This window comes from Streptomyces sp. GMY02 (assembly GCF_019056675.1).
In the GTDB taxonomy this organism is placed as follows: Bacteria; Actinomycetota; Actinomycetes; order Streptomycetales; family Streptomycetaceae; genus Streptomyces; species Streptomyces odonnellii.
Window position 1 is genome coordinate 2,414,118 of record NZ_CP077658.1, and the last position, 25,464, is coordinate 2,439,581.

General features: G+C 70.8%; 16 protein-coding genes and 1 pseudogene. 10 read left to right on the plus strand and 7 right to left on the minus strand.

The annotated features are described in order from the left end of the window. Positions 1–41: 41 nt before the first annotated feature. The 4 genes and pseudogenes from KQY30_RS10010 to KQY30_RS10025 all read right to left on the minus strand — a co-directional run. Complete coding sequence (locus KQY30_RS10010) at positions 42–686, minus strand: response regulator transcription factor (RefSeq protein ID WP_217306522.1); 645 nt, start codon at positions 684–686, stop codon at positions 42–44. Next, positions 679–1,995, minus strand: coding sequence for a sensor histidine kinase (locus KQY30_RS10015; protein WP_217306523.1), 1,317 nt, complete (start codon positions 1,993–1,995; stop codon positions 679–681). The genes KQY30_RS10010 and KQY30_RS10015 overlap by 8 nt, the downstream gene beginning before the upstream one ends. An 82-nt stretch (positions 1,996–2,077) precedes the next feature. After that, positions 2,078–2,824, minus strand: coding sequence for an ABC transporter permease (locus KQY30_RS10020; RefSeq protein WP_217306524.1), 747 nt, complete (start codon positions 2,822–2,824; stop codon positions 2,078–2,080). 169 nt (positions 2,825–2,993) lie between these two features. After that, positions 2,994–3,893 (minus strand): annotated as a pseudogene (locus tag KQY30_RS10025) (ABC transporter ATP-binding protein); the annotation flags it as partial. Between the two features lie 161 nt (positions 3,894–4,054). Here KQY30_RS10025 and KQY30_RS10030 point away from each other — a divergent pair. From KQY30_RS10030 to KQY30_RS10060, 7 genes are all read left to right on the plus strand, one after another. Further along, a complete protein-coding gene (locus tag KQY30_RS10030; RefSeq protein WP_217306526.1) occupies positions 4,055–5,896 on the plus strand; it encodes an ABC transporter ATP-binding protein in 1,842 nt (613 codons plus the stop codon). Continuing rightward, positions 5,893–7,833: an ABC transporter ATP-binding protein gene (locus tag KQY30_RS10035; RefSeq protein ID WP_217306527.1), complete on the plus strand. Its 1,941-nt coding sequence runs from the start codon at positions 5,893–5,895 to the stop codon at positions 7,831–7,833. The genes KQY30_RS10030 and KQY30_RS10035 overlap by 4 nt, the downstream gene beginning before the upstream one ends. A gap of 187 nt (positions 7,834–8,020) precedes the next feature. Beyond that, positions 8,021–8,884, plus strand: coding sequence for an oxaloacetate decarboxylase (locus KQY30_RS10040; RefSeq protein ID WP_217306528.1), 864 nt, complete (start codon positions 8,021–8,023; stop codon positions 8,882–8,884). A gap of 107 nt (positions 8,885–8,991) precedes the next feature. After that, on the plus strand, positions 8,992–9,465 hold the full coding sequence (locus KQY30_RS10045) for a hypothetical protein (RefSeq protein ID WP_217306529.1): 474 nt from the start codon (positions 8,992–8,994) through the stop codon (positions 9,463–9,465). Positions 9,466–9,475: 10 nt separating this feature from the next. Further along, complete coding sequence (locus KQY30_RS10050) at positions 9,476–10,504, plus strand: bile acid:sodium symporter family protein (RefSeq protein WP_217310954.1); 1,029 nt, start codon at positions 9,476–9,478, stop codon at positions 10,502–10,504. A gap of 409 nt (positions 10,505–10,913) precedes the next feature. Beyond that, positions 10,914–12,920, plus strand: coding sequence for a M4 family metallopeptidase (locus KQY30_RS10055; protein ID WP_217306530.1), 2,007 nt, complete (start codon positions 10,914–10,916; stop codon positions 12,918–12,920). Positions 12,921–13,237: 317 nt separating this feature from the next. After that, positions 13,238–14,203 (plus strand): threonine/serine dehydratase, encoded by a 966-nt coding sequence (locus KQY30_RS10060; protein WP_217306531.1) that lies wholly within the window; start codon positions 13,238–13,240, stop codon positions 14,201–14,203. Positions 14,204–14,223: 20 nt separating this feature from the next. On the opposite strand, the gene KQY30_RS10065 is transcribed toward KQY30_RS10060, so the two are convergent. From KQY30_RS10065 to glgP, 3 genes are all read right to left on the minus strand, one after another. After that, a complete protein-coding gene (locus KQY30_RS10065) occupies positions 14,224–15,090 on the minus strand; it encodes an LLM class flavin-dependent oxidoreductase (protein ID WP_217306532.1) in 867 nt (288 codons plus the stop codon). 130 nt (positions 15,091–15,220) lie between these two features. Further along, on the minus strand, positions 15,221–16,483 hold the full coding sequence (locus KQY30_RS10070; protein WP_217306533.1) for an alginate lyase family protein: 1,263 nt from the start codon (positions 16,481–16,483) through the stop codon (positions 15,221–15,223). Between the two features lie 46 nt (positions 16,484–16,529). Continuing rightward, positions 16,530–19,346 (minus strand): alpha-glucan family phosphorylase, encoded by a 2,817-nt coding sequence (glgP, locus tag KQY30_RS10075; protein ID WP_254407042.1) that lies wholly within the window; start codon positions 19,344–19,346, stop codon positions 16,530–16,532. A gap of 493 nt (positions 19,347–19,839) precedes the next feature. Between glgP and KQY30_RS10080 the strand changes: the two genes are divergently transcribed. The 3 genes from KQY30_RS10080 (at position 19,840) to KQY30_RS10090 (ending at position 25,292) form a co-directional block, all read left to right on the plus strand. After that, entirely contained in the window at positions 19,840–21,837 is a 1,998-nt protein-coding gene (locus KQY30_RS10080; RefSeq protein WP_217310955.1) for an alpha-1,4-glucan--maltose-1-phosphate maltosyltransferase, read from the plus strand. Next, positions 21,834–23,567 carry a maltose alpha-D-glucosyltransferase gene (gene treS, locus KQY30_RS10085; protein WP_217306534.1) on the plus strand — a complete coding sequence of 578 codons (1,734 nt, stop codon included), beginning with the start codon at positions 21,834–21,836 and terminating at the stop codon, positions 23,565–23,567. Before KQY30_RS10080 ends, treS begins: the two co-directional genes overlap by 4 nt. A gap of 216 nt (positions 23,568–23,783) precedes the next feature. Continuing rightward, positions 23,784–25,292: a phosphotransferase gene (locus KQY30_RS10090; protein WP_217306535.1), complete on the plus strand. Its 1,509-nt coding sequence runs from the start codon at positions 23,784–23,786 to the stop codon at positions 25,290–25,292. The last annotated feature ends 172 nt before the right edge of the window (positions 25,293–25,464 follow it).

The window sequence follows — 25,464 nt, forward strand, 5'->3', positions numbered from 1 at the left end:
CATCACGCGCGGCCGAGGCGGTACGGCACAGCGCGCGCCGGTCAGCCCAGGATGCCCCGCTCGTACGCCACCGCGACCGCCGCCGCCCGGTCCTTGACCCCCAACTTGGCGTAGAGGTGCGTGAGATGCGTCTTCACGGTCGCCTCGCTGATGAACAGCTCCGCGGCGATCTCCTTGTTCGGGGTGCCCCGGGCGACCAGTTCGAGCACCTCGCGCTCGCGCGCCGACAGCGGCTCCCGGCCCGCGGCGGCCGGCGTGCGTACCCGTGAGACCAGGCGGGACGCGACGGCCGGCGAAAGGACCGTACGCCCGTCGGCGGCGGCCCGTACCGCCGTGAACAGCTCCTCGCGGGGCGCGTCCTTGAGCAGATAGCCGGTGGCGCCCGCCTCGATCGCGGGGAGGGTGTCGGAGTCCGTGTCGTACGTGGTGAGGACGAGGACCTTGGCGCGGGCGCCCCGGCGCGTGAGTTCGGCGATCGCGTCGACCCCGCCACCGCCCGGCATCCGCAGATCCATCAGCACCACATCGGGGTCGAGCCGGACGGCGAGCGCGACGCCCTCGACACCGTCGGCCGCCTCGCCGAGGACCTCGAAGCCGGGCGCGGACTCGAACATGCCGCGCAGACCGTCCCGTACGACGGGATGGTCGTCGACGACGATCAGGGTGATGGTCCGCTGCTCAGCCATGGCGGACCAACGGTACGCGAGCCGAGACGGCCGTGCCCTGCCCCTCCTCGGACTCGACGGTGACGGTCCCGGCGATCCGTTCGGCACGGGCGCGCATACCGTCCAGGCCGAAGCCGCCCGTACCGGAGCGCGGTGCCACGGAGAGCGGGTCGAAGCCGCGCCCGTCGTCCCGTACGTCGAGACTGATCTCGTCGCCCATGTACGAGAGGGTCACGCCCGCGCGGCTGGCCTTGGCGTGCCGGGCGGTGTTGGCGAGTGCCTCCTGCGCGATACGGAGCAGGGTCGCCGCGACCTCGTCGTGCAGGGGCTCCTCCGTACCGGTGACGGTGACCCGCGCCCGGACGCCGGACCGTTCCGACCAGGCGGCGACGGTCTTTCTGAGCGCCTCGGGGAGCGTGTCGTTCTCCAGCTCGGCCGGGCTGAGGTTCTGTACGGACCGGCGCGCCTCGCCGAGGCTGTGCCGGGCGAGCGCGGCGGCGCGCTCCAGGTGGTCACGGGCGAGCGCGGGGTCGGTGGTCGCGTGCACGACCTGGAGCTGGGCGATGATCCCGGCCAGGCCCTGCGCGATGGTGTCGTGGATCTCGGCGGCGAGTCTGCGGCGCTCGTCGGCGACGCCGGCCTCCCTGGCCTGGACGAGGAGCTGGGCATGGAGGCCCGCGTTCTCGGTGAGGGCCTGCTCCAGCCGGGCGTTGGCCAGCTCCAGTTCGGCGATGGTCGCGGCCTTCTCCTTGGCCGCCTCGGCCTCCCGGGTGCCGAGATGGGCGAAGACGAGGGTGAGACAGGCGTGCAGGCCGAAGAGCCCTGCGAAGAGGATCCAGTGGACAGGGCCGGCGGGCGGCAGTCCTCCCGCGTTGGAGCCCGCCATGATCACGGCCGTGATCAGCAGCCCGGGGCGGACCAGGCGCCGGGGCAGGAGGGGAGCGGCGTCGAAGTAGCCGAGGACCGCGTAGACCGCGAAGAAGGGGTTGAGCCAGGTGAGGGTGAACGCGAGGGCGGTGCGCAGGCCGTAGTAGAGCTGTCCGGGCGGGGAGTGCTCGGGCATGCCCCGCCGTATCCGGCCCCACCAGAGCTGGAGGGCGACGGCCATCGGAACGAGCACCGCCGCCACGTACATCTCCGTGCGGCTCATGGGGAGATCGGCGGCGACGGCGCCGCCGATCAGGGTGGAGAGGCCGAGCAGGACATACGGGCCCCAGCGGTAGAACTGCTCCCAGCGCTCCTCGATGGAGACCGGTACGGGGACCGGCCGGTCAGCGGCCTCGCCCGGTCCCGCGCCGGTCGTCCAGGCACTGCCCGTCACTTCGCGCATCGCTCTCCCCCTCCCCCGATCCCGATCCGATCCCGATCCGATCCCGCCCCCGATCCGACCCCGCTCCCGTGGCCCGTGCCGCTCACTCCCAGCGGAACCAGCGTGCCGCGGCCCCGGTGAGAAGAACAGCCCAGAGCGCGGTCACCCCGAGGTGCGCCCAGCCCGGCCAGCCGCCGCGCATCGCCTCGTCGAGCGCGGCCGAGGCGGCGCCGAAGGGCGTGAACTCCACGATGGTCCGCAGGGTGTCCGGCATCACCTGTACGGGCACCCAGACGCCGGCCGTGAACATCGCGGGGAAGAACACGGCCGAGCCGATGGCCCCGGCGATCTTCTGCGTACGGGACAGCGCGCAGACCGTGCCCCCCAGCGCCAGCGCGCTCGCCGCGGTGAGGACGAGTGCGAGCGCGTACCCCGCGAGCTGCTCCGGCAGCCGTACGCCGAAGGCCAGCCGCCCCACGACGATCACCAGCACGGCCGAGGAGAGCGCGGTCAGGCCGTGCAGGGCGAGCTGGGCGGTGAGCAGTGAGGCGGGCCGTACCGGAGTGGTCGACATCCGGCGCAGAATGCCCCGCTCGCGATAGCCGGTCAGCACGGGGGGCATGGCCTGGATCCCGGCCATGATCAGCGCGAGCAGCACGGAGACCGGCACATAGAGGTCGATGACCCGGCGTCCGCCGAGCGCCGCGTCGGTCTCGCGGAAGGTGGGGATCAGCCCGAGGATCGTGAGGAGGAGCGACGGGAACAGCACGACCCAGAAGAGGATTCCGGGTTCGCGGGCCATCAGGCGCGCCTCGGTCCTGAGGACGGCGGCGGACGCGGGGGACAACATGTCAGTGCCTCTCTTCGGGGCGGTCGGCGGGGGTGTACGGGGCGACGGGGGCGGATCCGGTGGAGGCGGCGGATCCGGTGTCCGAGGCGGATCCGGCGGCGGATCCGGGACTGGCCTCGGCCTTGGTTCCGGCCTTCGCTCCGGAGGTGCCTGCGCCCGTGGCTTCCGCGGCGGATTCCGTTGTGAGGTCGAGGAACGCGTCGTCCAGCGACGCCTCCGTGACCCGGAGCTGGCGGGCCGTGACCCGGTGCCGCGCGAGCAGTGAGATCACCGCGTTGACGGTCTCGTCCGTACCGTTGATCACGATCCGGTCCGCGAGGGTCTCGATGGACGCGGTCCCCGGCAGCGCGGCCAGTTCACGGTCGTCGAGCGGGCGCGAGGGGGTGAAGGAGATGACGGTGGAGGCGGTCGACCGGGCGATCAGCCCGCCCGGCGAGTCCAGCGCCGCGACCCGCCCCTTGTCGATCACGGCGATACGGTCGCAGAGCCGCTGGGCCTCCTCCATGAAGTGGGTGACGAGCAGCACGGTCACCCCGGAGTCCCGGATCTCCTCGATCAGGCTCCAGGTGTCCCGGCGGGCCCGGGGGTCGAGGCCGGTGGTCAGTTCGTCGAGTATGACCACGCGCGGGGCGCCGATCAGGGCGAGCGCGATGGACAGCCGCTGCTTCTGACCGCCGGACAGCTTCGCGAACCGGGTGGTCAGCCTGGGGGTGAGCCCGAGGCGCTCGGCGAGCGGGCGCCAGTCCGCGGGCTTCGGATAGAACGCCGCGTACAGCTCCAGCGCCTCCCGTACGGTCAGCTTCGCCTGGAGTTCGCTCTCCTGGAGCTGTGCGCCGAGGAGGTGCGTCACCTGCTCGTGGTCGGCGACCGGATCGAGCCCGGCCACCCGGACCGTACCGGCGTCGGGGGTCCTGAGACCCTCGACACATTCGACGGTCGTCGTCTTGCCCGCGCCGTTGGGGCCGAGGATTCCGAAGATCTCCCCCTCGGCCACGGCGAAGGACACCCCGTCCACGACGGCCCGGCCCCCGTACTCCTTGCGCAGTCCGCTCACTTCGATAATCGCCATGCCCCGAGAGTCGCCTCCGGGGCGGGCTCCGGGTATCGGCCATCACGCTCGAACGCCCATCAGCCATTCGGTTGATATGGACATACGACAGACGGAGCGCACACTCGACTGGCGGAAAAACACATGAGCGATGTCAGTGGTCAACCGTAGGCTCGCTCGTGATGTCCGAGACAGATGCAACCACCAAGGACCGGTCCTCCGTACGCGCGCTGCTGCGGCTGTGGCCCTATGTACGACCGGTGCGCGCGCGGCTGTTCAGTGCGGCTTTTGTCGCGATAGTCGCGTCGTGCCTGAGTCTGGTGTTCCCGCTCGTCCTCAAGTGGATGGTGGACGGGCCGGTCACCGACGGGGACCCGGGGGGCGTCTGGCTGGGCGCGCTGGCGCTGCTGCTGCTCGGGATCGTCGAGGCGGTGCTGTTCGGTTTCCGGCGCTGGCTGGTGGCCCGGCCGCTGTCGTCGGTGGAGGCGGCGATGCGCGCCGATCTGTACCGCCATCTCCAGCGGCTCCCGGTCGCGTTCCACGACCGGTGGCCGTCCGGCCAGTTGCTCTCGCGGGCGACGACCGACCTGATGCTGCTGCGGATGTTCCTCGCCTTCCCGCTGACCTTTCTGCTCGTCAACACGACCACGATCCTGGCGGGTTTTGTGATTCTGCTGCTCCAGGACTGGTCACTGGGGGTGGTGCTGCTGGCGCCGGTGGTGCCGCTGGTCATCCTCTGCTCGCTCTTCGAGTCGAAGTACTCCCTGGTGGCACGGCAGGCACAGGACCAGGTCGGCGATCTGACGACGGTCGTCGAGGAGGGCGTGCTCGGCATCCGGATCATCAAGGGCTTCGGACGCCACCGCAGCCAGGCACTCGCCTTCCGGGCCCTGGCGCAGCGGCTGCGTGCCACGGAGCTGGGCAAGGCCCGGCTGCTGGCGGGCATCTGGGCGCTGATCATGACCATTCCGGAGCTGGCGATCGGCGCGGCACTGGTGCTGGGCACGGTCCAGGTCGCGGACGGCGCGCTCTCGGCGGGCACGCTGGTGGCGTTCCTGTCGACGGCGCTGGCGCTGCGGTGGCCGGTGGAGTCGATGGGGTTCCTGCTGGCGATGAGCCAGGAGTCCGCGACGGCGACCGAGCGGTTCTTCGAGGTGATGGACGTGCAGGAGGAGGCGGAGCCGTCGCCGGGCCGGGCCGCGGAACCCGGTCTCCCGGAGGCCGGGGACGGGCTGCGCTTCGAGGGGGTCTCGTTCCGCTATCCGGACGCCGAGCCGGACTCCCCGGCCGTACTGGACCGGATCGATCTGCACATCAGACCCGGCGAGACCATGGCGCTGGTCGGGGCCACCGGGTCCGGCAAGACCACGCTCACCGCGCTCGTTCCGCGGCTGCACGAGGTCACCTCCGGGCGGATCACCCTGGACGGCGAGGACATCGCGCTGATACCCCGCCCGCGGCTGCGGGAGCTGGTGTCGGTGGCCTTCGAGGAGCCCACGCTGTTCTCGGCGAGCGTCGCGGAGAACGTGCTGATGGGCGCGGAGAAGGCCGACGAGGAGGCGCTGTCGCGGGCGCTGGACGTGGCCCAGGCGGGCTTTGTCGGCGCACTGCCCCAGGGGGCCCGCACGGAGGTGGGCGAGCAGGGGCTCAGTCTCTCGGGCGGCCAGCGGCAGCGGCTCGCGCTGGCCAGGGCGGTGGTCGGCCGGCCGCGCTTCCTGGTGCTCGACGATCCGCTCTCCGCGCTGGACGTCCATACGGAGGCGCTGGTGGAGGGGGCGCTGCGGCAGGTGCTCAAGGACACCACCGCGCTGGTCGTGGCGCACCGTCCGTCGACGGTGATGCTCGCCGACCGGGTGGCGCTGATCTCGTGCGGGCGGATCGCGGCCGTGGGGACCCATCAGGAACTGCTGCGGAGCAGCGAGGAGTACGCGTGGCTGATGTCCGGGGCGGAGCGGGACCCGGAGCCCGGCGCCGCCGAGGACACCGGGGCCGGGGCCGACGTCGTTGAGGAGAGCGTCCGATGACCATATCGACCAGCACCATGGGTACGGGCCCGGCCCCGGACGACGAACCGGCCACGGGTACGGAGACCGTCACGCTCCAGAAGGCGCCCGTTCCCGCGGGCTCCGTCCGCCCGGGCCCCGCCTCCGAGGCGGCACCCCTCGCCGCCGACGACCCCTTCGGCCAGGACGCGCTGCCCGCGCCGCCCGGCGCCACCGGCGCTCTGCTGCGGTCACTGCTGCGCGCCCGGCGCACCAGGGTCGCGGTGGCGGCACTGCTCCTGCTGCTCCAGCAGGCCGCCGCCCAGGCGGGCCCGCTGCTCGTCGCGTACGCCATCGACCGCGGCGTGCCCGCCTTCCGTACCGGCGACCACGGTCCGCTGATCGCGATAGGCGCCGGGTACGCGCTCTGCGCGGCCGGCTCCGGCGGCTTCCAGTACGCCTTCATCCGCGCCTCCGCCCGTATCAACCAGGACGTGCTGCTCGATCTGCGCGGCCGGATCTTCCGCCACGCCCAGGCGCTGAGTGTGGACTTCCACGAGCGGTACACCTCGGGGCGGCTGATATCCCGGTCGACCACCGATGTGGAGTCCCTGCGGGAACTGCTCAGCGAGGGCCTCCAGGAACTCATCGGCGTGGTCCTGGCCTTCGTCTACATCAGCGCGATGCTGCTCTGGCTGGACCTGGGGCTCGGCGCGCTGGCCGTGCTCTCGTTCGTACCGCTGTATCTGCTCGTACGGCTCTACCAGCGGCGCGCGGCCGAGGTCTTCGGCCGGCGCTCCACCGCGATAGCCGCCGTCATCGTGAAGTTCGCGGAGACGATGAACGGCATCAGGCCGGTGCAGGCGTTCCGGCGCGAGCGGGCCAACGACGCCGAGTTCCGGGTGCTCAACCACCGCCATGAGCGCAGCAACGGCGACGCCCTGCTGGAGATGGCCCGCTATGTGGTCGGCTCGCGGCTCGTCGCCAACACCACCGTCGCGGGGATCGTGCTCTGGGGCGCCTACCGGGTGGCGGACGGCACCCTGGCGCTCGGTGTGCTGGCCGCGGCCGTGCTGTATCTGCGGCGGCTGTACGACCCGATCGACCGGCTCGGCATGTTCCTCAACTCGTACCAGTCCGCGGCCGCTTCGCTGGAGAAGATCGCGGGACTGCTGGCCCAGACGCCCTCGGTGCCCGAGGCGGAGCACCCCCGGCCGCTGCCCCCGCCGAGCGGCGGCTTCCCGGGCCGCGAGGTCGTCTTCGACGGGGTGAGCTTCGCGTACCGTACGGGCGGCGAGGTGCTGCCCCGCTTCGATCTGACGATCCCGGCCGGGCAGACCGTCGCGGTCGTGGGCTCTACGGGCGCCGGCAAGTCCACGCTGGCGAAGCTGCTGGCCCGGTTCTACGACCCGTCGGCCGGCCGGGTCCTTCTCGACGGCGTCGATCTGCGCGAGCTGGACACCCCCGAGCTGCGGCGCGGGGTGGTGATGGTGACCCAGGAGGCGTTCCTGTTCTCCGGCACGGTCGCCGAGAACATCGCCATCGGCCGCCCGGAGGCCACCCGCGAGGAGATGGAGGAGGCCGCGCGGGCCATCGGTGCCCATGAGTTCATCAGCGGCCTGCCGGACGGCTATGACACGGACGTACGGAAACGGGGCGGCCGGATCTCCGCCGGCCAGCGCCAACTGGTGGCCTTCGCCCGCGCGTTGCTCGCCGACCCGGCGGTCCTGATCCTCGACGAGGCGACCAGCTCGCTGGACATCCCGGGCGAGCGGGCGGTGCAGCGCGCCATGGACACCGTCCTGCACGGGCGTACGGCGGTGGTGATCGCCCACCGGCTGTCGACGGTCGAGATCGCGGACCGGGTGCTGGTGATGGAGCACGGCCGCGTCGTCGAGGACGGCGCCCCCGCCGATCTCATCGCCGGCACCGGCCGTTTCGCGGGCCTGCACCGCGCCTGGCGCGAAAGCCTTGCCTGACAAGGGAATTCAACGGGGCATAAACGTTTCGCAGGCATTACCCATATATTACCCACTGGCTAGATTTTGCCTCTTCTGGGGCTGTACCGGTGTGTCGTTTTACTGAGTCTTGGTTTTCTGTAAATGTTTGCCCGTCAGGACAGGGCCTGAACCCGTGACCGGGCGGGTTCTGAATTGAGGGAGAACCATGAGCTACGGCAACACCCTGCGAGAAGCTGTCGCGTCGGAGCGCACCACGCCTCTCATCGGTATCTATGACATGTACTCGGCATCGATCGCGGCCCAGCACTACAACGGATTCTTCGTCTCCGGCTTCGGTTTCGCCGCCTCGCATTACGGACTGCCCGACATCGGTTTCATCGCCTGGCCCGACATGGTGGCCTTCGTGGAGCGGCTCCGGCTGGCCTTCCCGCAGCACCATCTGCTCGTGGACATCGACGACGGCTATGTGGATCCGGAGGTCGCCTGCCATGTGGTGCAGCGGCTGGAGCGCAGTGGGGCGTCCGGGGTGATCCTGGAGGACCAGAAGCGTCCCCGCAGGTGCGGGCACGCGGACGGCAAGCTGATCCTGCCGCTGGAGGAGTATCTGGAGAAGCTCGATCTGGTGCTGCGCAGCCGGGAGGATCTGCTCGTGGTGGCGCGTACGGACGCCACGGAGGAGGGGGAGATCATCCGCCGGGCCGAGGCGCTCGCGGAGAGCGGCGCGGATGTCGTTCTCGTCGACGGGGTGCGGAGTGTGGAGTGGATTCGTAAGATCCGCTCGGTCGTCGGTGACAAACCGCTTCTCTTCAACCAGATCGCGGGCGGGAAATCGCCCCGGCTCTCCCTCTCGGAACTCACGGAACTCGGCGTCGATGTCGCCATCTACAGCACGCCGTGCCTTTTCGCCGCGCATGGTGCGATCGACGGAGCGCTGATTGATCTGAAACTGGCGGACGGGCGGCTCCCGGACACGGCGGAGACCGGATCCATCGGGGTCAAGGGCTCCACGGAACTGCTGGAGCAGAACATCAGCAGGCATCACCGGATCCGTCAGCCGCTTTCGATCTGACCGCGCGTCGTCCGATGTCCGTAAAACTCTTCCGGCCCGGGTCCGGCCGGCACCGGCAGCGAAACGCAGGACCCCTCGCGCGAGGGGCGGCCACGGCGGGGGTCGCCGTGGCCGCGGCGGTGGGCGTGCTGAGCGCCGGCGGCGCGGCGTCCGCCGGGACTCCGCCCGCACCCGTGGCAGCCCAGGACGACGACGAGGACGATTCGCCGGAGCCGCCCCAGGGCAACCGGAGCGTCGGCCTTATCGTGATCGACAACTCCTTCGCGGACTCGTGGCTGGAGGTCGACCGGACGCTCAACACGCTGCTCCTCAGCCGGGGAACGGCGGGCAGCGACCACGACGGGGGCGGCGGCGCCATCGACGTACACACGGGGGACGGCTCGGGCGCCGGAGCCCCGCCGAAACCGGAGCCGGCCCCGGAACCGGCCCAGGCGTCGGCATCCGCACCGGCACCGGGGTCCTCGCAGCACCCGGCCCAGAAGCCCGCGCGGGAACCCGCGCCCGAGCCGCGGCCCGCCTCCTCGGGCCACTGGATCGGCGAGATCGGCCATCCCCCGTGGCAAGGCGAAAGCGGTGAGTGACGTGGCGTCCATGACCTGGCTGAAGTCCTGGCCAGGCCGTTTGAGGAGGGCGGTCGACCTCTATGTGGTCGCCCTCCTCGGCACGGTCGTACTGGCGGCCCTGCTGCCCGCCACTGGCCGGGCGGCGACGGCCGTCGGCGGCGGCGCCGATGTCGCCATCGGCCTGCTCTTCTTCCTGTACGGGGCGCGGCTCTCCACCCGGGAGGCACTGGACGGGCTGCGGCAGTGGAAGCTGCACCTGGTGGTGGGGGCGAGCACCTTCGTGCTCTTCCCGGTGCTCGGTCTCGCCGTCGGCAGCCTCGTACCGTACCTGCTCAGCGAGCAGCTCTACGCGGGGCTGCTCTTCCTCTGCGTCGTCCCCTCGACGGTCCAGTCGTCGATCGCGCTGACCTCCACCGCCCGGGGCAATGTCCCGGCGGCCATCTGCGCCGGTACGTACTCCAGCCTGGCGGGGATGGTCGCCACCCCGCTGCTCGCGGCCTGGCTGATCGGCTCGGGCGTGAGCTTCTCACTCCACGGGCTGCTGACGATCGTGACCGAGCTGCTCCTGCCGTTCCTCGCGGGCCAGTTGCTGCGCCGGTGGATCGGCGGCTTCATCGGGCGGCACAAGAAGCGCATCGGTCTGCTGGACCGGTTCTCCATCCTGCTCGTGGTCTACACGGCGTTCAGCAAGGGCATGGAGGAGGGCATCTGGCGGCAGATGACACCGGGGCGGCTGCTCGCCCTGCTGGTGCTGGCCGCGAGCCTGCTGGCGGTGGCCCTGGCGACGACCTCGTTCGCCGCGCGGCGGCTGGGGTTCGGCCGGGAGGACCGGATCACCATCGTCTTCTGCGGCTCCAACAAGAGCCTCGCGACCGGGCTGCCGATGGCGGCCGTGCTGTTCGGGTCCTCGGCGGGGCTGGTGATCCTGCCGCTGATGCTGTTCCACCAGCTCCAGTTGATGGTGTGCGCGGTGATCGCGGGCCGGTGGTCGCGCGAGCCGGTGACGGCGGGTGCCGCTCCGCTGCCGCCCGTTCCGGTACGTGAGACAGCGCACTGACCCCTCTCGGGCCGCTTCGGCTCCTCGCTCCGCGAGGAAACACGCGGCCAAAATTCGGCCACGTTGCGAAGTGAGCCCGTCAGCGGACCGCCATGGGCCGCTCAACATCGCGTTCACAATTGGCAATCTCGCCCACAGCGCCGCCGCAGACCTCGAATCGGGCCCCGGCGGACCGCTGTTGGCACAGTGCGAACCCTCGGCGGCATCGCCACGATGATCGACGAAACGTCCGCTTAACGAACAGGGTCTGTCGGGCAGCGAACCGTTTCCGGCCAACTTGTTGACGCGCTCCTGACAGTAAGCGGTCACGGCTGTCACTCTTCCCCCGTTCTCCGCACCACATTGCTCCGCTTGCTCTGTCCGGGCTGCCCAACGAGCGGCCCGGTACCCCCTCGCAGAAGGAGTTCGCGTGAGATCCACGCCCAGCCGCCGCGCCACCGCGACCGGCGCTCTGATAGCCGCAGCGGCCCTGCTGTCCGTAGGCCTGCAGGCCGGCACCGCCACCGCCCAGCCCGAAAGCGCACCCGCCGCACCGGTGGCCGGCAAGGCCGACCCCGGCGCGCAGCAGCGCGCTCTCTCCCCCGCGCAGCGCACCGCGCTGATCAAGGCGGCCGACGCCTCCAAGGCGGACACCGCCAAGGAGCTCCGCCTCGGCGCGGAGGAGAAGCTCGTCGTCCGTGATGTCGTCCAGGACGTGGACGGCACCACGCACACCCGCTACGAGCGCACCTACCAGGGCCTCCCGGTCCTCGGTGGCGACCTGGTCGTGGCCGAGAAGGCGGGCGCGACCGAGTCGGTCACCAAGAACTCCCAGGCCGCTCTCAAGAACATCGCCACCGCCGCGGACGTCGCTCCGGCCGTCGCCGAGAAGCAGGCTCTGAGCGCCGCCGCCGCAGAGGGCTCGAAGCAGGCCGAGGCCGACCGCGCGCCGCGCAAGGTGGTCTGGGCGGCGAAGGGCACGCCGGTCCTCGCGTACGAGACGGTCGTCGGCGGGCTCCAGCACGACGGCACTCCGAACGAGCTGCACGTCGTGACCGACGCCGCCACCGGCAAGAAGCTGTACGAGTGGCAGGCCGTCAAGAACGGTGTGGGCAACACGCAGTACAGCGGCCAGGTCACCCTCGGCACCCAGCTTTCGGGGTCGACGTACAGCCTGACCGACACCGGCCGCGGCAACCACAAGACGTCCAACGCGGACACCGGCGCGCTCTACACCGGCCCGGACGACGTCTGGGGCAACGGTTCGCCCTCCAACACGGAGACCGCGGCCGCGGACGCCCACTACGGTGCGGCGGAGACCTGGGACTACTTCAAGAACGTGCACGGCCGCAGCGGTATCCGCGGTGACGGTGTCGGCGCGTCCTCCCGGGTGCACTACGGCAACGCGTACATCAACGCCTTCTGGCAGGACAGCTGCTTCTGCATGACGTACGGCGACGGTGCGGGCGACCTCAAGCCGCTGACGTCGATCGACGTCGCCGCGCACGAGATGTCGCACGGCGTCACCGCCGCCACGGCCGGCCTGATCTACAGCGGTGAGTCCGGCGGTCTGAACGAGGCCACCTCCGACATCTTCGCCGCGGCGGTCGAGTTCTACGCCAACAGCCCGCAGGACCCGGGTGACTATCTGGTCGGCGAGAAGATCGACATCAACGGCAACGGCACCCCGCTGCGGTACATGGACCGGCCGAGCAAGGACGGCGCGTCCAAGGACTACTGGTACTCCGGCATCGGCGGCATCGACGTCCACTACTCCTCGGGCCCGGCGAACCACTTCTTCTACCTGCTCTCCGAGGGCAGCGGCGCCAAGGTCGTCAACGGTGTCTCCTACAACTCCCCGACCTCGGACGGTCTGCCGGTGACCGGCATCGGCATCGCCAAGGCCGAGAAGATCTGGTTCCGGGCGCTCTCCACCAAGTTCACCTCCTCGACGAACTACTCGGCCGCCCGCACCGGCACCCTCGCGGCCACCGCCGAGCTGTACGGCGCCACCAGCGCCGAGTACACCGCCGTCCAGAACGCCTGGGCCGGCATCGCGGTCGGCCCGCGCCCCGGTGGCGGCGGCACTGGCCAGTCGTTCGAGAGCACCACGCAGGTGGCCATCCCGGACAACGGCGCCGCGGTGACCTCCGCGCTCAGCGTCACCGGCGTCACGGGCAACGCCCCGACGTCCCTCCAGGTCGACGTGAACATCACGCACACCTGGCGCGGTGACCTGGTCATCAACCTGCTCGCCCCGGACGGCACCTCGTACCGCCTCAAGGACGCGGTCGGCAGCGACTCGGCCGACAACGTCGTCGAGACGTACTACGTGAACGCCTCGTCCGAGGTGGCCAACGGCTCCTGGCGCCTCCAGGTGCAGGACGTCGCGTCGGCGGACGTCGGCCGTATCAATAGCTGGAAGCTCACCTTCTGAGCTTCCGGGACCGGGCGGTGAGACCGCCTGACCGTGGCTGAACCGGGAACCGCCCGGGGTGTTCCGACACCCCGGGCGGTTCTGCCGTGTCTGTCGTGGCGTGGGTCCGATGTGCCGCGGTCCCGATGCGCCGCTGGTCTGGTGTGCCGTGGGCCGATGTGCCGTAGGTCCCATGTGCTACGGGTCCGGTGTGCCGCGGATCCCATGTGCCGCGGGCCGACGTGCCGCGGGTTCACGGAACCGGGCCGGCGGGTCCGGCCGGGCGGAATGCGGCGATAGGGTGCGGGGATGGCACACGGCACAGCGGAGGAGGACGCGTGAACCGGCTCACGTACGACGACGTCAAGCAGGCCGGGGACCGGATCGCGGGCCGCGTACGCCCGGTGGTCCTCGCGCCGGCCGATCCCGGCGCCACCGGTCGGGCCGACGGCTCCGCGGAGGTCTGGCTGGCGCTGGAGTTCCTCCAGCACACCGGGAGTTTCAAGGCCCGGGGTGCCCAGAACTTCCTCCAGGCCCACCGCGCCGCCGGCACCCTCCCCGACACCGGGGTGACCATCGCCTCGGGCGGCAACGCGGGCCTCGCCTGCGCCTGGGCCGCCCGCGCCCAGTCCATACCCGCCACGGTGTTCCTGCCCGAGAACGCCCCGCCGGTGAAGATCGCCAGGCTCCGGTCGTACGGCGCGGAGGTACGGCTCGTCGGCACCCGGTACGCCGAGGCCCTCGCCGCCTGCGAGGAGTTCGCCGCGCGGAGCGGAGCGCTCGCCTCGCACGCGTACGACCACCCGCTGATCGCCGCCGGGGCGGGCACCCTGCTGGAGGAGATCCACCAGCGGCTCCCCGGCCTCGACACGGTGGTGGTCGCGGTCGGCGGCGGAGGCCTGTTCGCGGGCGTCGCCACGGCGGCCGGGCATCATGGCGTACGGGCCGTGGCGGCGGAACCGGAGAACTGCCGGGCCCTGAACGCCGCGATCGAGGCCGGTACGGTCATCGAGGTCCCCGTCGATTCGATCGCCTCGGACTCCCTGGGCGCCTCCCGCGCCACCCCGCTCGCGCTGGCCGCCGCCCAACAGGCCGATGTCCGCTCGGTGCTGGTCCCCGACACCGAGATCTCCCGCGCCCGCCACACGCTCTGGGACACCCACCGCATCCCGGTGGAACACGGCGCGGCCACCGCGCTGGCGGCGCTCACCTCGGGCGCCTACCGCCCGGCACCGGGCGAGCGGGTCTGCGTGATCCTCTGCGGCGCCAACACGGACACCCGCACCCTGACCGAATATCCCTGAGCCGCGTCACGCACAGAGCGCTACAGGACCGGCGGACCCTGCTCGATCCGGCGCAGCACCGGTGCGAGCCGGTCGAGTTCCTCACTGCCCTGGATCTGCCGCTCGTCCCACCAGGTGGCTCCCGCCTCGGCCAGCGGGCCGATCAGATCACGGGTCCTGCCGGGATCGCCGCCCGGTGTGGCACCGCCGAGGACGATCTCGAAGGGGGTGTCTGACCGGTCCTCGCGCTGCTCGCGCAGGTACGCGACCAGGTCACGGACCTGGTCAACAGGTGGCACGTGGCCGTGCCTGGCGTCGGTGAACAGGGGGACCGCGCCGTCCCAGCGGGCGGCCCGGCGCATGGGCGGGCGGTTCGGCCAGAAACCGGCGACCCAGACGGGCGGCCGGGGGCGCTGCACCGTGGCGGGCAGCAGCGTCACGTCCCGTACCCGGTAGTGCCGTCCGTCGTGGTTCACCGGCTCGCCCGACCAGTAGCGCCGCAGCAGGTCAAGGCCCTCGTCCAGCCGCTCGGCCAGCACCTTCGGGTCCGTGGTCTCGCCGAAACTCGCGTACTCGTCCTCGACGGGCCCGCCCAGCCCCGCACCGAAGACGACCCGGCCACCGCTCACGGCGTCCAGGGTCGCCACCTGGCGCGCGAGCTGCTGGGGGCGCCGCCGGGCGACGGGGGTGACAAGCGTGCCGAGCCTGATCCGGGAGGTGGCCAGCGCGGCGGCGGTCAGCAGCATCCAGGGGTCCGCGAACGGCCTGCCCGAGTGCCTGCGATGCAGCACATGATCCCAGACGAACAGCCCGTCCCACCCGGCCTGTTCCACCGCCACGGCCACCTTCGCCACGGTTCTGGGATCGGCGAAGTCCCCGAAGTTCGGAACATTGACAGAAAACCGCACCCCCGCATCCTGCTCCACCCCACCAGGAACGGCAACCGATCAACGGCTCCGCCGACGGGCGCGCCGCCCAGTGATTCGACTCACCGGACGACGCGCCCCCTGGGGCCATCAACTGAAAGAACTTGCCCCGTCAGTTCGGGTTGCTCGCGTTCGTCAGTGTCTCCCAGGCCACGAACAGGTTGTTCGTGCCCGACGGGCGCTGCTGCTCCGTGAGGCGCTGGGTGTTCGTCATCGCGTATCCCAGACGGGTGTTGAGGGCGTTGAAGCCGACCTCGGTGATCGGGCCGAGACCGCGCTGCACGCTGCCGCCGCACAGGTTCGACGGTACGGGCTCGGCCTGTACCTCGTACTTCGACTGGAAGCCCAGCGCCTGCCGCAGGCGCTCGCCGACCTGGGGGAAGAGGTCCTGGCCCTGGATCCGGGCGGTCTCGTAGACATGTGAGACGGACGAGATGCCGTAGCCGGTGTGCACGAAGTCGCGGCAGGTCTCCTGGGTGAGGCCGGTCATGAAGGTGCCCTGGCCCTGCCAGTAACCGACGATCTTGTCGCGGGTGTTCAGGTTCTGGCTCGGTACGGTCTTGGGCAGATCGCCGTCGGACGCCAGATAGATGTACGCGGGCACCCGGACCAGGTACTTGCCGATCGCCTTGTCCCAGCTCGCCTTGTCGTCGAGGAAGACGGAGATGCTGACCGCCGCCTCCATCATTGTCAGCTCCCAGTTGCCGTTGGAGTTGGAGCCGTTGATGATCTCGGGCAGATAGACATTGCGCAGCATGGTGCTGAAACGCCCGGAGTTGGGCCAGTTGCCGTAGACGTGCTTGATGATCTCGGCGGCCTTGGGCCAGGACGAGCCCGCCCAGCCGGTCTGGAGCGGGGCGTTGCTGTTGGTGTGGTCCTGGATGGAGTTGGACCACGCGTCCATGAGCTGGATGGACTTCTGCGCGTAACGGTCGTCGCGGTTGATGTACCAGGCCAGCGCGGTGGTGTACGCGGCGATGGCGTCCTCGCGCTCGTCCGTGCAGCCGTTGTTGGGGTTCGAGTACGAGCCGCACTCGACGACCGCGCGGGGCTTGGCCGTACGGGAGAGCGAGGCGTACTTGCTCGCCAGCATCTGGTCGTACGCGGCCTTCCAGGGCTGCGCCCCGGCCTGCACCTTGCTCCGTACGAAGTTGAGCTGGGCGGTGCTGAGGTTCACACCGGGGTGGGTGAAGCTCGCCGGAGCCGCGGCGACGGCGGGCGCGGCGGCGGCAGCGGGGGCCGGCTTCGGCGCCTTCTCCGCGGAGGCGGAGGTGGATGCGGAGGCGGGGGCCATGAAGGCCGTGGCCAGGACACCGGCGAGTGCGGCGGAGAGTCCGAGGAATCTGGGCAGTCCGGGGATGGATCCGGGGCGCATGTGGGGGTGCCTTCCGGTCAAGGGGGTGGCCCTCAACTCGATTCACTCATATGAACGTTGAGTGGAGCTGTGAACCGGTCATTGAGTCAGGAAGGTAGAACCATCCCATGGACACGTCAAGGTCTGGACCAATGGCCACGGGCGCCCGGCCCGGCCGGGGTACGAGGAGCCGGGCACCCCCCACGCCCCCATGCCCGGCACCCCCGGACCCCCATCCCATGCCCCGCACCTCCGGCCCGCCGTGCCCGGCCCCCGCCGTCCGCGCCGCAGCACTCAGCGCAGCAGAACCCCCGCCCCCTCCCCCCGTCGTCTCCGTCGGCAGCGCGACCAGCCCCAGGTCCGCGCTGGTGGCGAGCAGCGGATGCGAGGGCAGCACCCGGACCGTGTAGCCGTACGGGCCGGTACGGTCCAGGACGAGCGGCCCCTCGTACACCCAGCGCCCCTCCAGATCGGGCCCGCCGGCCGGCTTGAGCGGGTACGCCCGCGCGTCCACGAGTGTGTCGTCGGAGCCGACCCGGCCCGCGACGGCCTGCACCTCCACATCGTCCGGGCGCAGTTCGCCCAGCGCGGCCCGGACCCGCAGGGAGAGCGTGGAGCCCAGTTCGGCCGCGCCTCCCGCGGCGGTCGCCGCCACCGCCTCCACATGGTCGACCGACACATAGGGCCAGAGGGTGCGCACGCGGTACTTCCAGGACGCCAGCTCCGCCGCGGTCGCCGCGTCCATCGCGCGGTGGGCGTGCGCGGCGGGCTCGTACAGCCGCTCCACGTACTCGCGCACCATCCGTCCCGCGAGCACCTTCGGCCCCAGCGTGACCAGGGTGCTGCGGACCATCTCGATCCAGCGGTCCGGCAGCCCGTCCGCTCCCCGGTCGTAGAACCGCGGCGCGACCCGGTCCTCGATCAGCGCGTAGAGGGCGTTCGCCTCCAGCTCGTCCCGGCGGTTCTCGTCGGTGGCGGCGTCCGCGGTGGGGATGGCCCAGCCGAAGTCCGGCTCGAACCACTCGTCCCACCAGCCGTCCAGGACCGACAGATTGAGACAGCCGTTGAGCGCGGCCTTCATCCCGCTGGTGCCGCACGCCTCCAGCGGCCGCAGCGGATTGTTCAGCCAGACGTCGCAGCCCGGGTAGAGCTTGCGCGCCATGCCCATGCCGTAGTCGGGCAGGAAGACGATGCGGTGGCGCACGCGCGGGTCGTCGGCGAACCGCACCAGCTCCCGCACCAGCCGCTTGCCGCCGTCGTCGGCGGGATGCGCCTTGCCCGCGACCACGATCTGGACCGGCCGCTCCGGGTCGAGCAGCAGATCGGTCAACCGGTCGCGGTCGCGCAGCATCAGGGTGAGCCGTTTGTACGAGGGGACGCGGCGCGCGAAGCCGATGGTCAGGATGTCCGGGGCGAGGACTCCGTCGATCCAGCCCAGCTCGGCGGCCTGGGCGCCGCGCTGGAGCCAGGACGCGCGCAGCCGCTGCCGTACCTCCGTGACGAGCTGCTCGCGCAGGATCCTCCGTACGTCCCAGAGATCGGCGTCCGGCACCGCGGGCGACAGCGTCGCGTCCGGGCCGCCGCCGGACAGCCGGGCGATCTCGGGCGCGACCCAGGTCGGCGCGTGCACGCCGTTGGTCACGGAGACGATGGGCACCTCCTCCGCGTCGAAGCCGGGCCAGAGACCGGCGAACATCTCGCGGCTGACCGCTCCGTGCAGGGTGGAGACGCCATTGGCGCGCTGGGCGAGGCGCAGGCCCATCACGGCCATGTTGAAGAGATTCGGCTCGCCGCCCGGGAAGCTCTCCATCCCGAGACCGAGGACGCGCTCGGCGGCCACGCCGGGCAGTTCGCCGTCCTCCCCGAAGTGGCGGGCGACCAGTTCGCGGTCGAACCGGTCGATCCCGGCGGGGACCGGGGTGTGGGTGGTGAAGACCGTCCCGGCCCGGACGGCCTCCAGGGAGGCCTCGAATCCGAGACCGGTGTCGACGAGTTCGCGGATGCGCTCCAGGCCGAGGAATCCGGCGTGGCCCTCGTTGGTGTGGAAGACCTCGGGCGCGGGGTGGCCGGTGAGCCGGCAGTACGTTCGGACCGCGCGGACCCCGCCGATGCCCAGCAGCATCTCCTGGAGGAGGCGGTGCTCGCTGCCGCCGCCGTAGAGCCGGTCGGTGACCTCGCGCTCGGCGGGGCCGTTCTCCTCGACGTCCGAGTCGAGCATCAGCAGCGGGACGCGCCCGACCCGCGCCTGCCAGACATGGGCCCGCAGGGTGCGCCTGCCGGGCAGGGCGAGGGCGACCTCGGCGGGGGTGCCGTCCGCCTCGCGGAGCAGGGTGAGCGGGAGTTCATTGGGGTCGAGGACCGGATACTGCTCCTGCTGCCAGCCGTCCCGTGACAGCGACTGGCGGAAGTAGCCGTGGCGGTAGAGCAGGCCGACGCCGATGAGCGGTACGCCGAGATCGCTGGCGGCCTTGAGATGGTCGCCGGCGAGGATGCCGAGGCCGCCGGAGTACTGGGGCAGGGCCGCGGTGATCCCGAACTCGGGCGAGAAGTAGCCCACGGCGGCGGGCAGCTCGGCACCCTGCCGGTCGCGCTCCTGGTACCAGCGGTCGCCGCGCAGATAGGTGTCGAGACCGGCCGCGGCGTCGGCCAGCCGGCCGAGAAAGGAACTGTCCGCGGACAGCTCGGCCAGACGGGCGGCGGAGACGGATCCGAGCAGCCGTACGGGGTCGCCGTCGGCGGCCCGCCAGCCGGCGGGATCGACGGATTCGAAGAGCTCTCGGGTCTCGGTGTGCCAGGACCAGCGCAGGTTGCGGGCGAGGTCGCTGAGCGGTTGGAGTGGTGCGGGCAGGACGGGGCGGACGGTGAACCGACGGATTGCCTTCACGTGTTCCACCTTCGCAGGGACCTACGAGTCAGGGCGGGCGCACCACGGGTGTGCGGCCCGCCGTCCCTCCGACGGTAGTCCTCCCGCGCCGTACGCAACCACGGCGCATTCGCGCATTCACGCCCGGCGCTCCACGCCCCAGCAGTGACAGCTCCCCGGATTGCCCACCCGAGGGGAGGGGGAAGGCTCCTCCGGTACGCACAGCGCACACCGCGCCCTCCACCGCTCATACGCGGTGCCCGTACGGCAAACGAGCGCGTTTCCACCCGATTCCAGCGCTATTCGAGTGAACGCGGACAGGAGCGGCCATGCCCGCAGCCTCCGAGTCGTCTACCGAGCAGCTACAAAGAACGTCCAATAGCTCCAAAACATTGCAAACATCACAGGCATCAAAAACCGGTAAAACTACTCAACAGCCGGTAAAAGTTCTCAACCCGCTCAACCTGCCCTGCCTGTCACGCCCGCACAGCCCACAGGTGATCCAGTGAAACCGCTGATTGGTCGCATTCCCGTCCTGGACGTACTCCCGCTCGTCGACTGCGGCAGACGCCCCGCGAAGGCGGTGAGCGGTGAGTCCTTCCAGGTCACCGCGACCGTCTTCCGCGAGGGTCATGACGCCGTCGCGGCCAATGTCGTCCTCATGGACCCCAGTGGGCGCCCGGGCCCCTGGACCCCCATGCGTGAGCTCGCCCCCGGCACCGACCGGTGGGGCGCCGAGGTCACCCCCACCGAGGAGGGTCGCTGGACCTACACCGTCGAGGCGTGGAGCGACCCGGTCACCACCTGGCGCCACGCGGCCCGGATCAAGATCCCCGCGGCTGCCGACGAGCACGACATCGCCCTGGTCCTCGCCGAGGGCGCGGAGCTGTACGAGAGGGCCGCCGCCGGAGTGCCGAAGCGCGAGGGCCGGGAGGCCGTGCTCGCCGCCGTCGACGCCCTGCGCGACGAGTCGCTCTCCGCCGCGGACCGGCTGGTCGCCGCGCTCGCCCCGGCGGCGAACGCCGCCCTTGCCCGCCATCCGCTGCGCGAGCTGGTCACCGCCTCGCGCCCGGCGCCCCTGCTGGTCGAGCGCAAACGGGCGCTGTACGGCTCGTGGTACGAGCTGTTCCCGCGCTCCGAGGGTGCCGTCGTCAAGAAGGGCGAGCCGCCGGTCAGCGGGACGTTCCGTACGGCCGCCGAGCGGCTGCCCGCGGTCGCCGCGATGGGCTTCGATGTCGTGTACCTGCCGCCGATCCACCCCATCGGCACCACCTTCCGCAAGGGCCGCAACAACTCGCTGGACCCCGGCCCGGACGATGTCGGGGTGCCGTGGGCGATCGGCTCCGAGGCCGGCGGCCATGACGCCGTCCATCCCGATCTGGGCACCATGGAGGACTTCGACCACTTCGTGGAGACGGCCCGTACGCTGCGGATGGAGATCGCGCTCGACTTCGCTCTCCAGTGCTCCCCGGACCACCCCTGGGTCACCAAGCACCCCGAGTGGTTCCACCACCGCGCCGACGGCTCCATCGCGTACGCCGAGAACCCCCCGAAGAAGTACCAGGACATCTACCCGATCGCCTTTGACACCGATCTGCGCGGTCTGGTCCGGGAGACCACCCGCGTGCTGCGCCACTGGATGGAGCACGGCGTACGGATCTTCCGCGTGGACAATCCGCACACCAAGCCGGTGGTCTTCTGGGAGAAGGTCATCGCCAACATCAACCGCACCGACCCCGATGTGATCTTCCTGGCCGAGGCGTTCACCCGCCCGGCCATGATGCGTACGCTCGGCGCCGTCGGCTTCCAGCAGTCGTATACGTACTTCACCTGGCGCAACGGCAAGCAGGAGCTGACCGACTACCTGACCGAGCTGGCCTGCGAGACAGCCGCCTTCATGCGGCCGAATTTCTTCGTCAACACGCCTGACATCCTCCACGCCTACCTTCAACAGGGCGGGCGCCCCGCTTTCGAGGTACGGGCCGTGCTCGCCGCGACCATGTCGCCGTCGTGGGGTGTCTACGCGGGGTACGAACTCTGCGAGAACACCCCCGCGAAGCCCGGCAGTGAGGAGTACCTTGACTCCGAGAAGTACGAGCTGAGGCCCAGGGACTGGGAGGCGGCCGAGCGGGAGGGCCGCACCATCGCCCCGCTGATCACCCTGCTCAACCGGATCAGACGGCGGCATCCCGCGCTTCAGCAACTGCGCGACATCCATTTCCACCACGCCGACAATGACGCGGTCATCGCGTACAGCAAGCGGGCGGGCACGGACATCGTTCTGGTGGTCGTCAACCTCGACCCTCACCACACCCAGGAGGCGACGGTCTCGTTGGACATGGAACGGCTCGGCCTCGAACGGCATGAGACCGTTCCGGTGCGCGACGAGCTCACCGGCGAGACCTATCACTGGGGCAGCTCCAACTATGTGCGCCTGGAGCCGGGTGTCACACCCGCGCACATCGTGGTGCTGCGACCGTCCCCGCCGATCGGAGGGTCACCCACATCATGATCGTCAATGAGCCCGTCCACGACACGTTCGAGGACACCCCGGTCAAGGACCGCGATCCCGACTGGTTCAAGCGGGCCGTCTTCTACGAGGTCCTGGTGCGTTCGTTCCAGGACAGCAACGGCGACGGCATCGGAGACCTCAAGGGCATCACGGCCAAACTGGACTATCTCCAGTGGCTCGGGGTCGACTGCCTCTGGCTGCCGCCGTTCTTCAAGTCGCCTCTGCGCGACGGCGGCTACGACGTGTCCGACTACACGTCGGTGCTCCCCGAGTTCGGCGATCTGGCCGACTTCGTGGAGTTCGTCGACGCCGCGCACCAGCGCGGAATGCGCGTGATCATCGACTTTGTCATGAACCACACGAGCGATCAGCACGAGTGGTTCCAGGAGTCCCGCAAGGACCCCGAAGGCCCGTACGGCGACTACTACGTCTGGGCCGACGACGACAAGCAGTTCCAGGACGCCCGGATCATCTTCGTCGACACGGAGACCTCCAACTGGACCTTCGATCCGGTGCGCAAGCAGTACTACTGGCACCGCTTCTTCTCCCACCAGCCCGATCTCAACTACGAGAACCCGGCGGTGCAGGAGGAGATCATCTCCGCGCTGCGCTTCTGGCTGGACCTGGGCATCGACGGCTTCCGGCTCGACGCCGTGCCGTATCTGTACCAGCAGGAGAACACCAACTGCGAGAACCTCCCGGCCACCCACGCCTTCCTCAAGCGGGTGCGCAAGGAGATCGACGCCAACTACCCGGACACGGTGATCCTCGCCGAGGCCAACCAGTGGCCAGAGGATGTCGTCGACTACTTCGGGGACTACACCCTGGGCGGCGACGAATGCCATATGGCGTTCCACTTCCCGGTGATGCCGCGGATCTTCATGGCCGTACGGCGCGAGTCCCGCTACCCGGTCTCGGAAATCCTGGCGAAGACCCCGGCGATCCCGACCAACTGCCAGTGGGGCATCTTCCTGCGCAACCATGACGAGCTGACCCTCGAAATGGTCACGGACGAAGAGCGCGACTACATGTACGCGGAGTACGCCAAGGATCCGCGGATGCGCGCCAACATCGGCATCCGGCGCCGGCTCGCCCCGCTGCTGGACAACGACCGCAACCAGATCGAGCTGTTCACCGCGCTGCTGCTGTCGCTGCCCGGCTCCCCGATCCTCTACTACGGGGACGAGATCGGCATGGGCGACAACATCTGGCTGGGCGACCGGGACGCCGTCAGAACGCCGATGCAGTGGACCCCCGACCGGAACGCGGGCTTCTCCTCCAGCGACCCCGGCCGGCTCTATCTGCCGACGATCATGGACCCGGTCTACGGCTACCAGGTCACCAATGTGGAGGCGGCGATGGCCTCGCCGTCCTCGCTGCTGCACTGGACCCGGCGGATGATCGAGATCCGCAAGCAGAACCCGGCCTTCGGGCTCGGTTCGTACACCGAGCTGCCGTCGTCGAACCCGGCGGTGCTGGCCTTTCTGCGCGAGGCGCCCTCCCCGCAGGGCAACAGTGACGATCTGGTGCTCTGCGTCCACAACTTCTCACGCTTCGCACAGCCCACGGAGCTGGACCTGACGCAGTTCAACGGGCGCCATCCGGTGGAGCTGATCGGCGGCGTGCGCTTCCCCGCCATCGGGGAGTGGCCGTATCTGCTGACGCTCGCGGGCCATGGCTTCTACTGGTTCCGGCTGCGGAAGGACGGCCTGCCGGGCGTCACCTCGTAACGCCGCAGCCCGGTACGAGGCTCCCGTGCGAGGCGGTTTCCGCCGCCCCGCACGGGGCACGCTGTTTGTCCATAGGGAATCGAGAATCTGTACGGACAGAATCGAGCCCGTACGGATCATCCTCACCCGACACGTCCCGCACAGCCGGACAGCCATTGCCGCAATCCGGGACACTCTGCGCATCCTGTGGTGTGCCCGGGGAAAGGACGCGATGCCATGTCGAAGGCTGCATCCACCCGGACTACCCCGTGCCTCGTCACCGCCACGCCCGCTGCCTCACCAGCCGCGTCGTCCGCGCTGTCGCCCGCCGACGCGAGGGCGCTCGTCGGCTCGCTCGCCCCGCTGTTCCATGACTGGCTGCCCCGCCAGCGCTGGTTCGCGGGCAAGGGCCGGCCGGTCACCGGCTTCGTACCGCTGGCGGTCACCGAGCTGCTGCCGATGACCGCGGGGGGTCCGGGGCTGCTGCATCTTCTCGTACGGGTCGAACAGCGCAGCGCGCAGGGCCCGCCGCCGGCGATTCCCTCCTCCACCCCCGCGGGTGCCACGTCCTCGGCGGCGTGCGGCACGGCCGCGGGCGGCGACTGCTACCAGCTTCTGCTCGGGGTGCGCAAGGCGCTGCCTCCGGCGCTGGCTTCCGCGCTGATCGGCCACTCCGCGCAGGGACCGCTGGCCGGGCGCACCGTCTACGAGGGCCTGCACGATCCGCGGCTGGCCGAACTGCTGCTGGAGCGGCTACGGACGCCCGGCGCGCTGGGGCCGCTGCGCTTCGACCGCGCGGGCACCCTGCCGGCGGGGCTGACCGGGCGGCTGCTCGACGCCGAGCAGTCGAACTCGTCCCTGGTGTACGGGGACGCCTTCATCCTCAAGATCCTGCGGCGCGTCTTCCCCGGGCCCCACCCCGATCTGGAACTGCCGCTCGCGCTGGCGGCCGAGGGGTGCGAGCGGGTGCCCGCGCCCGTCGCCTGGTTCGAGGCGGCCGACCCGTCGGGCAGCGGCGACTCGCTCACCCTCGGCGTGCTCCAGCCGTTTCTGCGCGGCTCCCAGGACGGCTGGCAGCTCGCGCTCGGCGCGCTGGCCAGGGGCCGGGACTTCACCAAGGAGGCGCGGGCGCTGGGCCGGGCCACCGCCGAGGTGCACACCGCGCTCGCCGCGGCGCTGCCCACCGTCACCCTGGGGCGGCGGCAGACCGCGCAGCTCGCGGAGGGGATGGCCGAGCGGCTGGAGGCGGCGGCGCAGGCGGTGCCGGTGCTCATGCCGTACGTACCGGGGCTGCGCACCGCGTTCGACGCGCTCGCCGGTCTGGACGAGGCGGGGCGCGGCAGACCTGCCCAGCGTGTGCACGGCGATCTGCATCTCGGACAGACCCTGCGCTCGCCGGACGGCCGCTGGTCGGTCATCGACTTCGAAGGCGAGCCTGCCAGGCCGCTGGCCGAACGCCGCCGCCCGCAGCCGCCGGTCCGCGATGTCGCGGGCATGCTCCGCTCCTTCGACTACGCGGCCCGCTCGCACGAACCCTGGCGCCCGGACTGGGCGGCGCGCTGCCGGGCCGCGTACTGCGAGGGGTACGCGCTGGCCTCGGGCACCGACCCGCGCGCGGAGCCGGAGCTGCTGCGTGCGTACGAGACGGACAAGGCGGTCTACGAGGTGCTGTACGAGGCCAGGCACCGGCCCGACTGGCTGCCGGTCCCGATGGCCGCGATCCGGCGGCTGGCCGGAGACGCCTGAAACGGCGGTCCGGCGCGGGGACACCCCGTGACCGACCCTCCGTGACCGGCCACCGGCGCGGGCGGCGGGAGCGGTGCCGTACCGGCAGGGCACCGGCCGGAGCCGCCCAACCCACCCTTTATCCCCCTGATCCCCTTCATCCGCCCGACACGCCTCATCCGTCCGAGCCGCC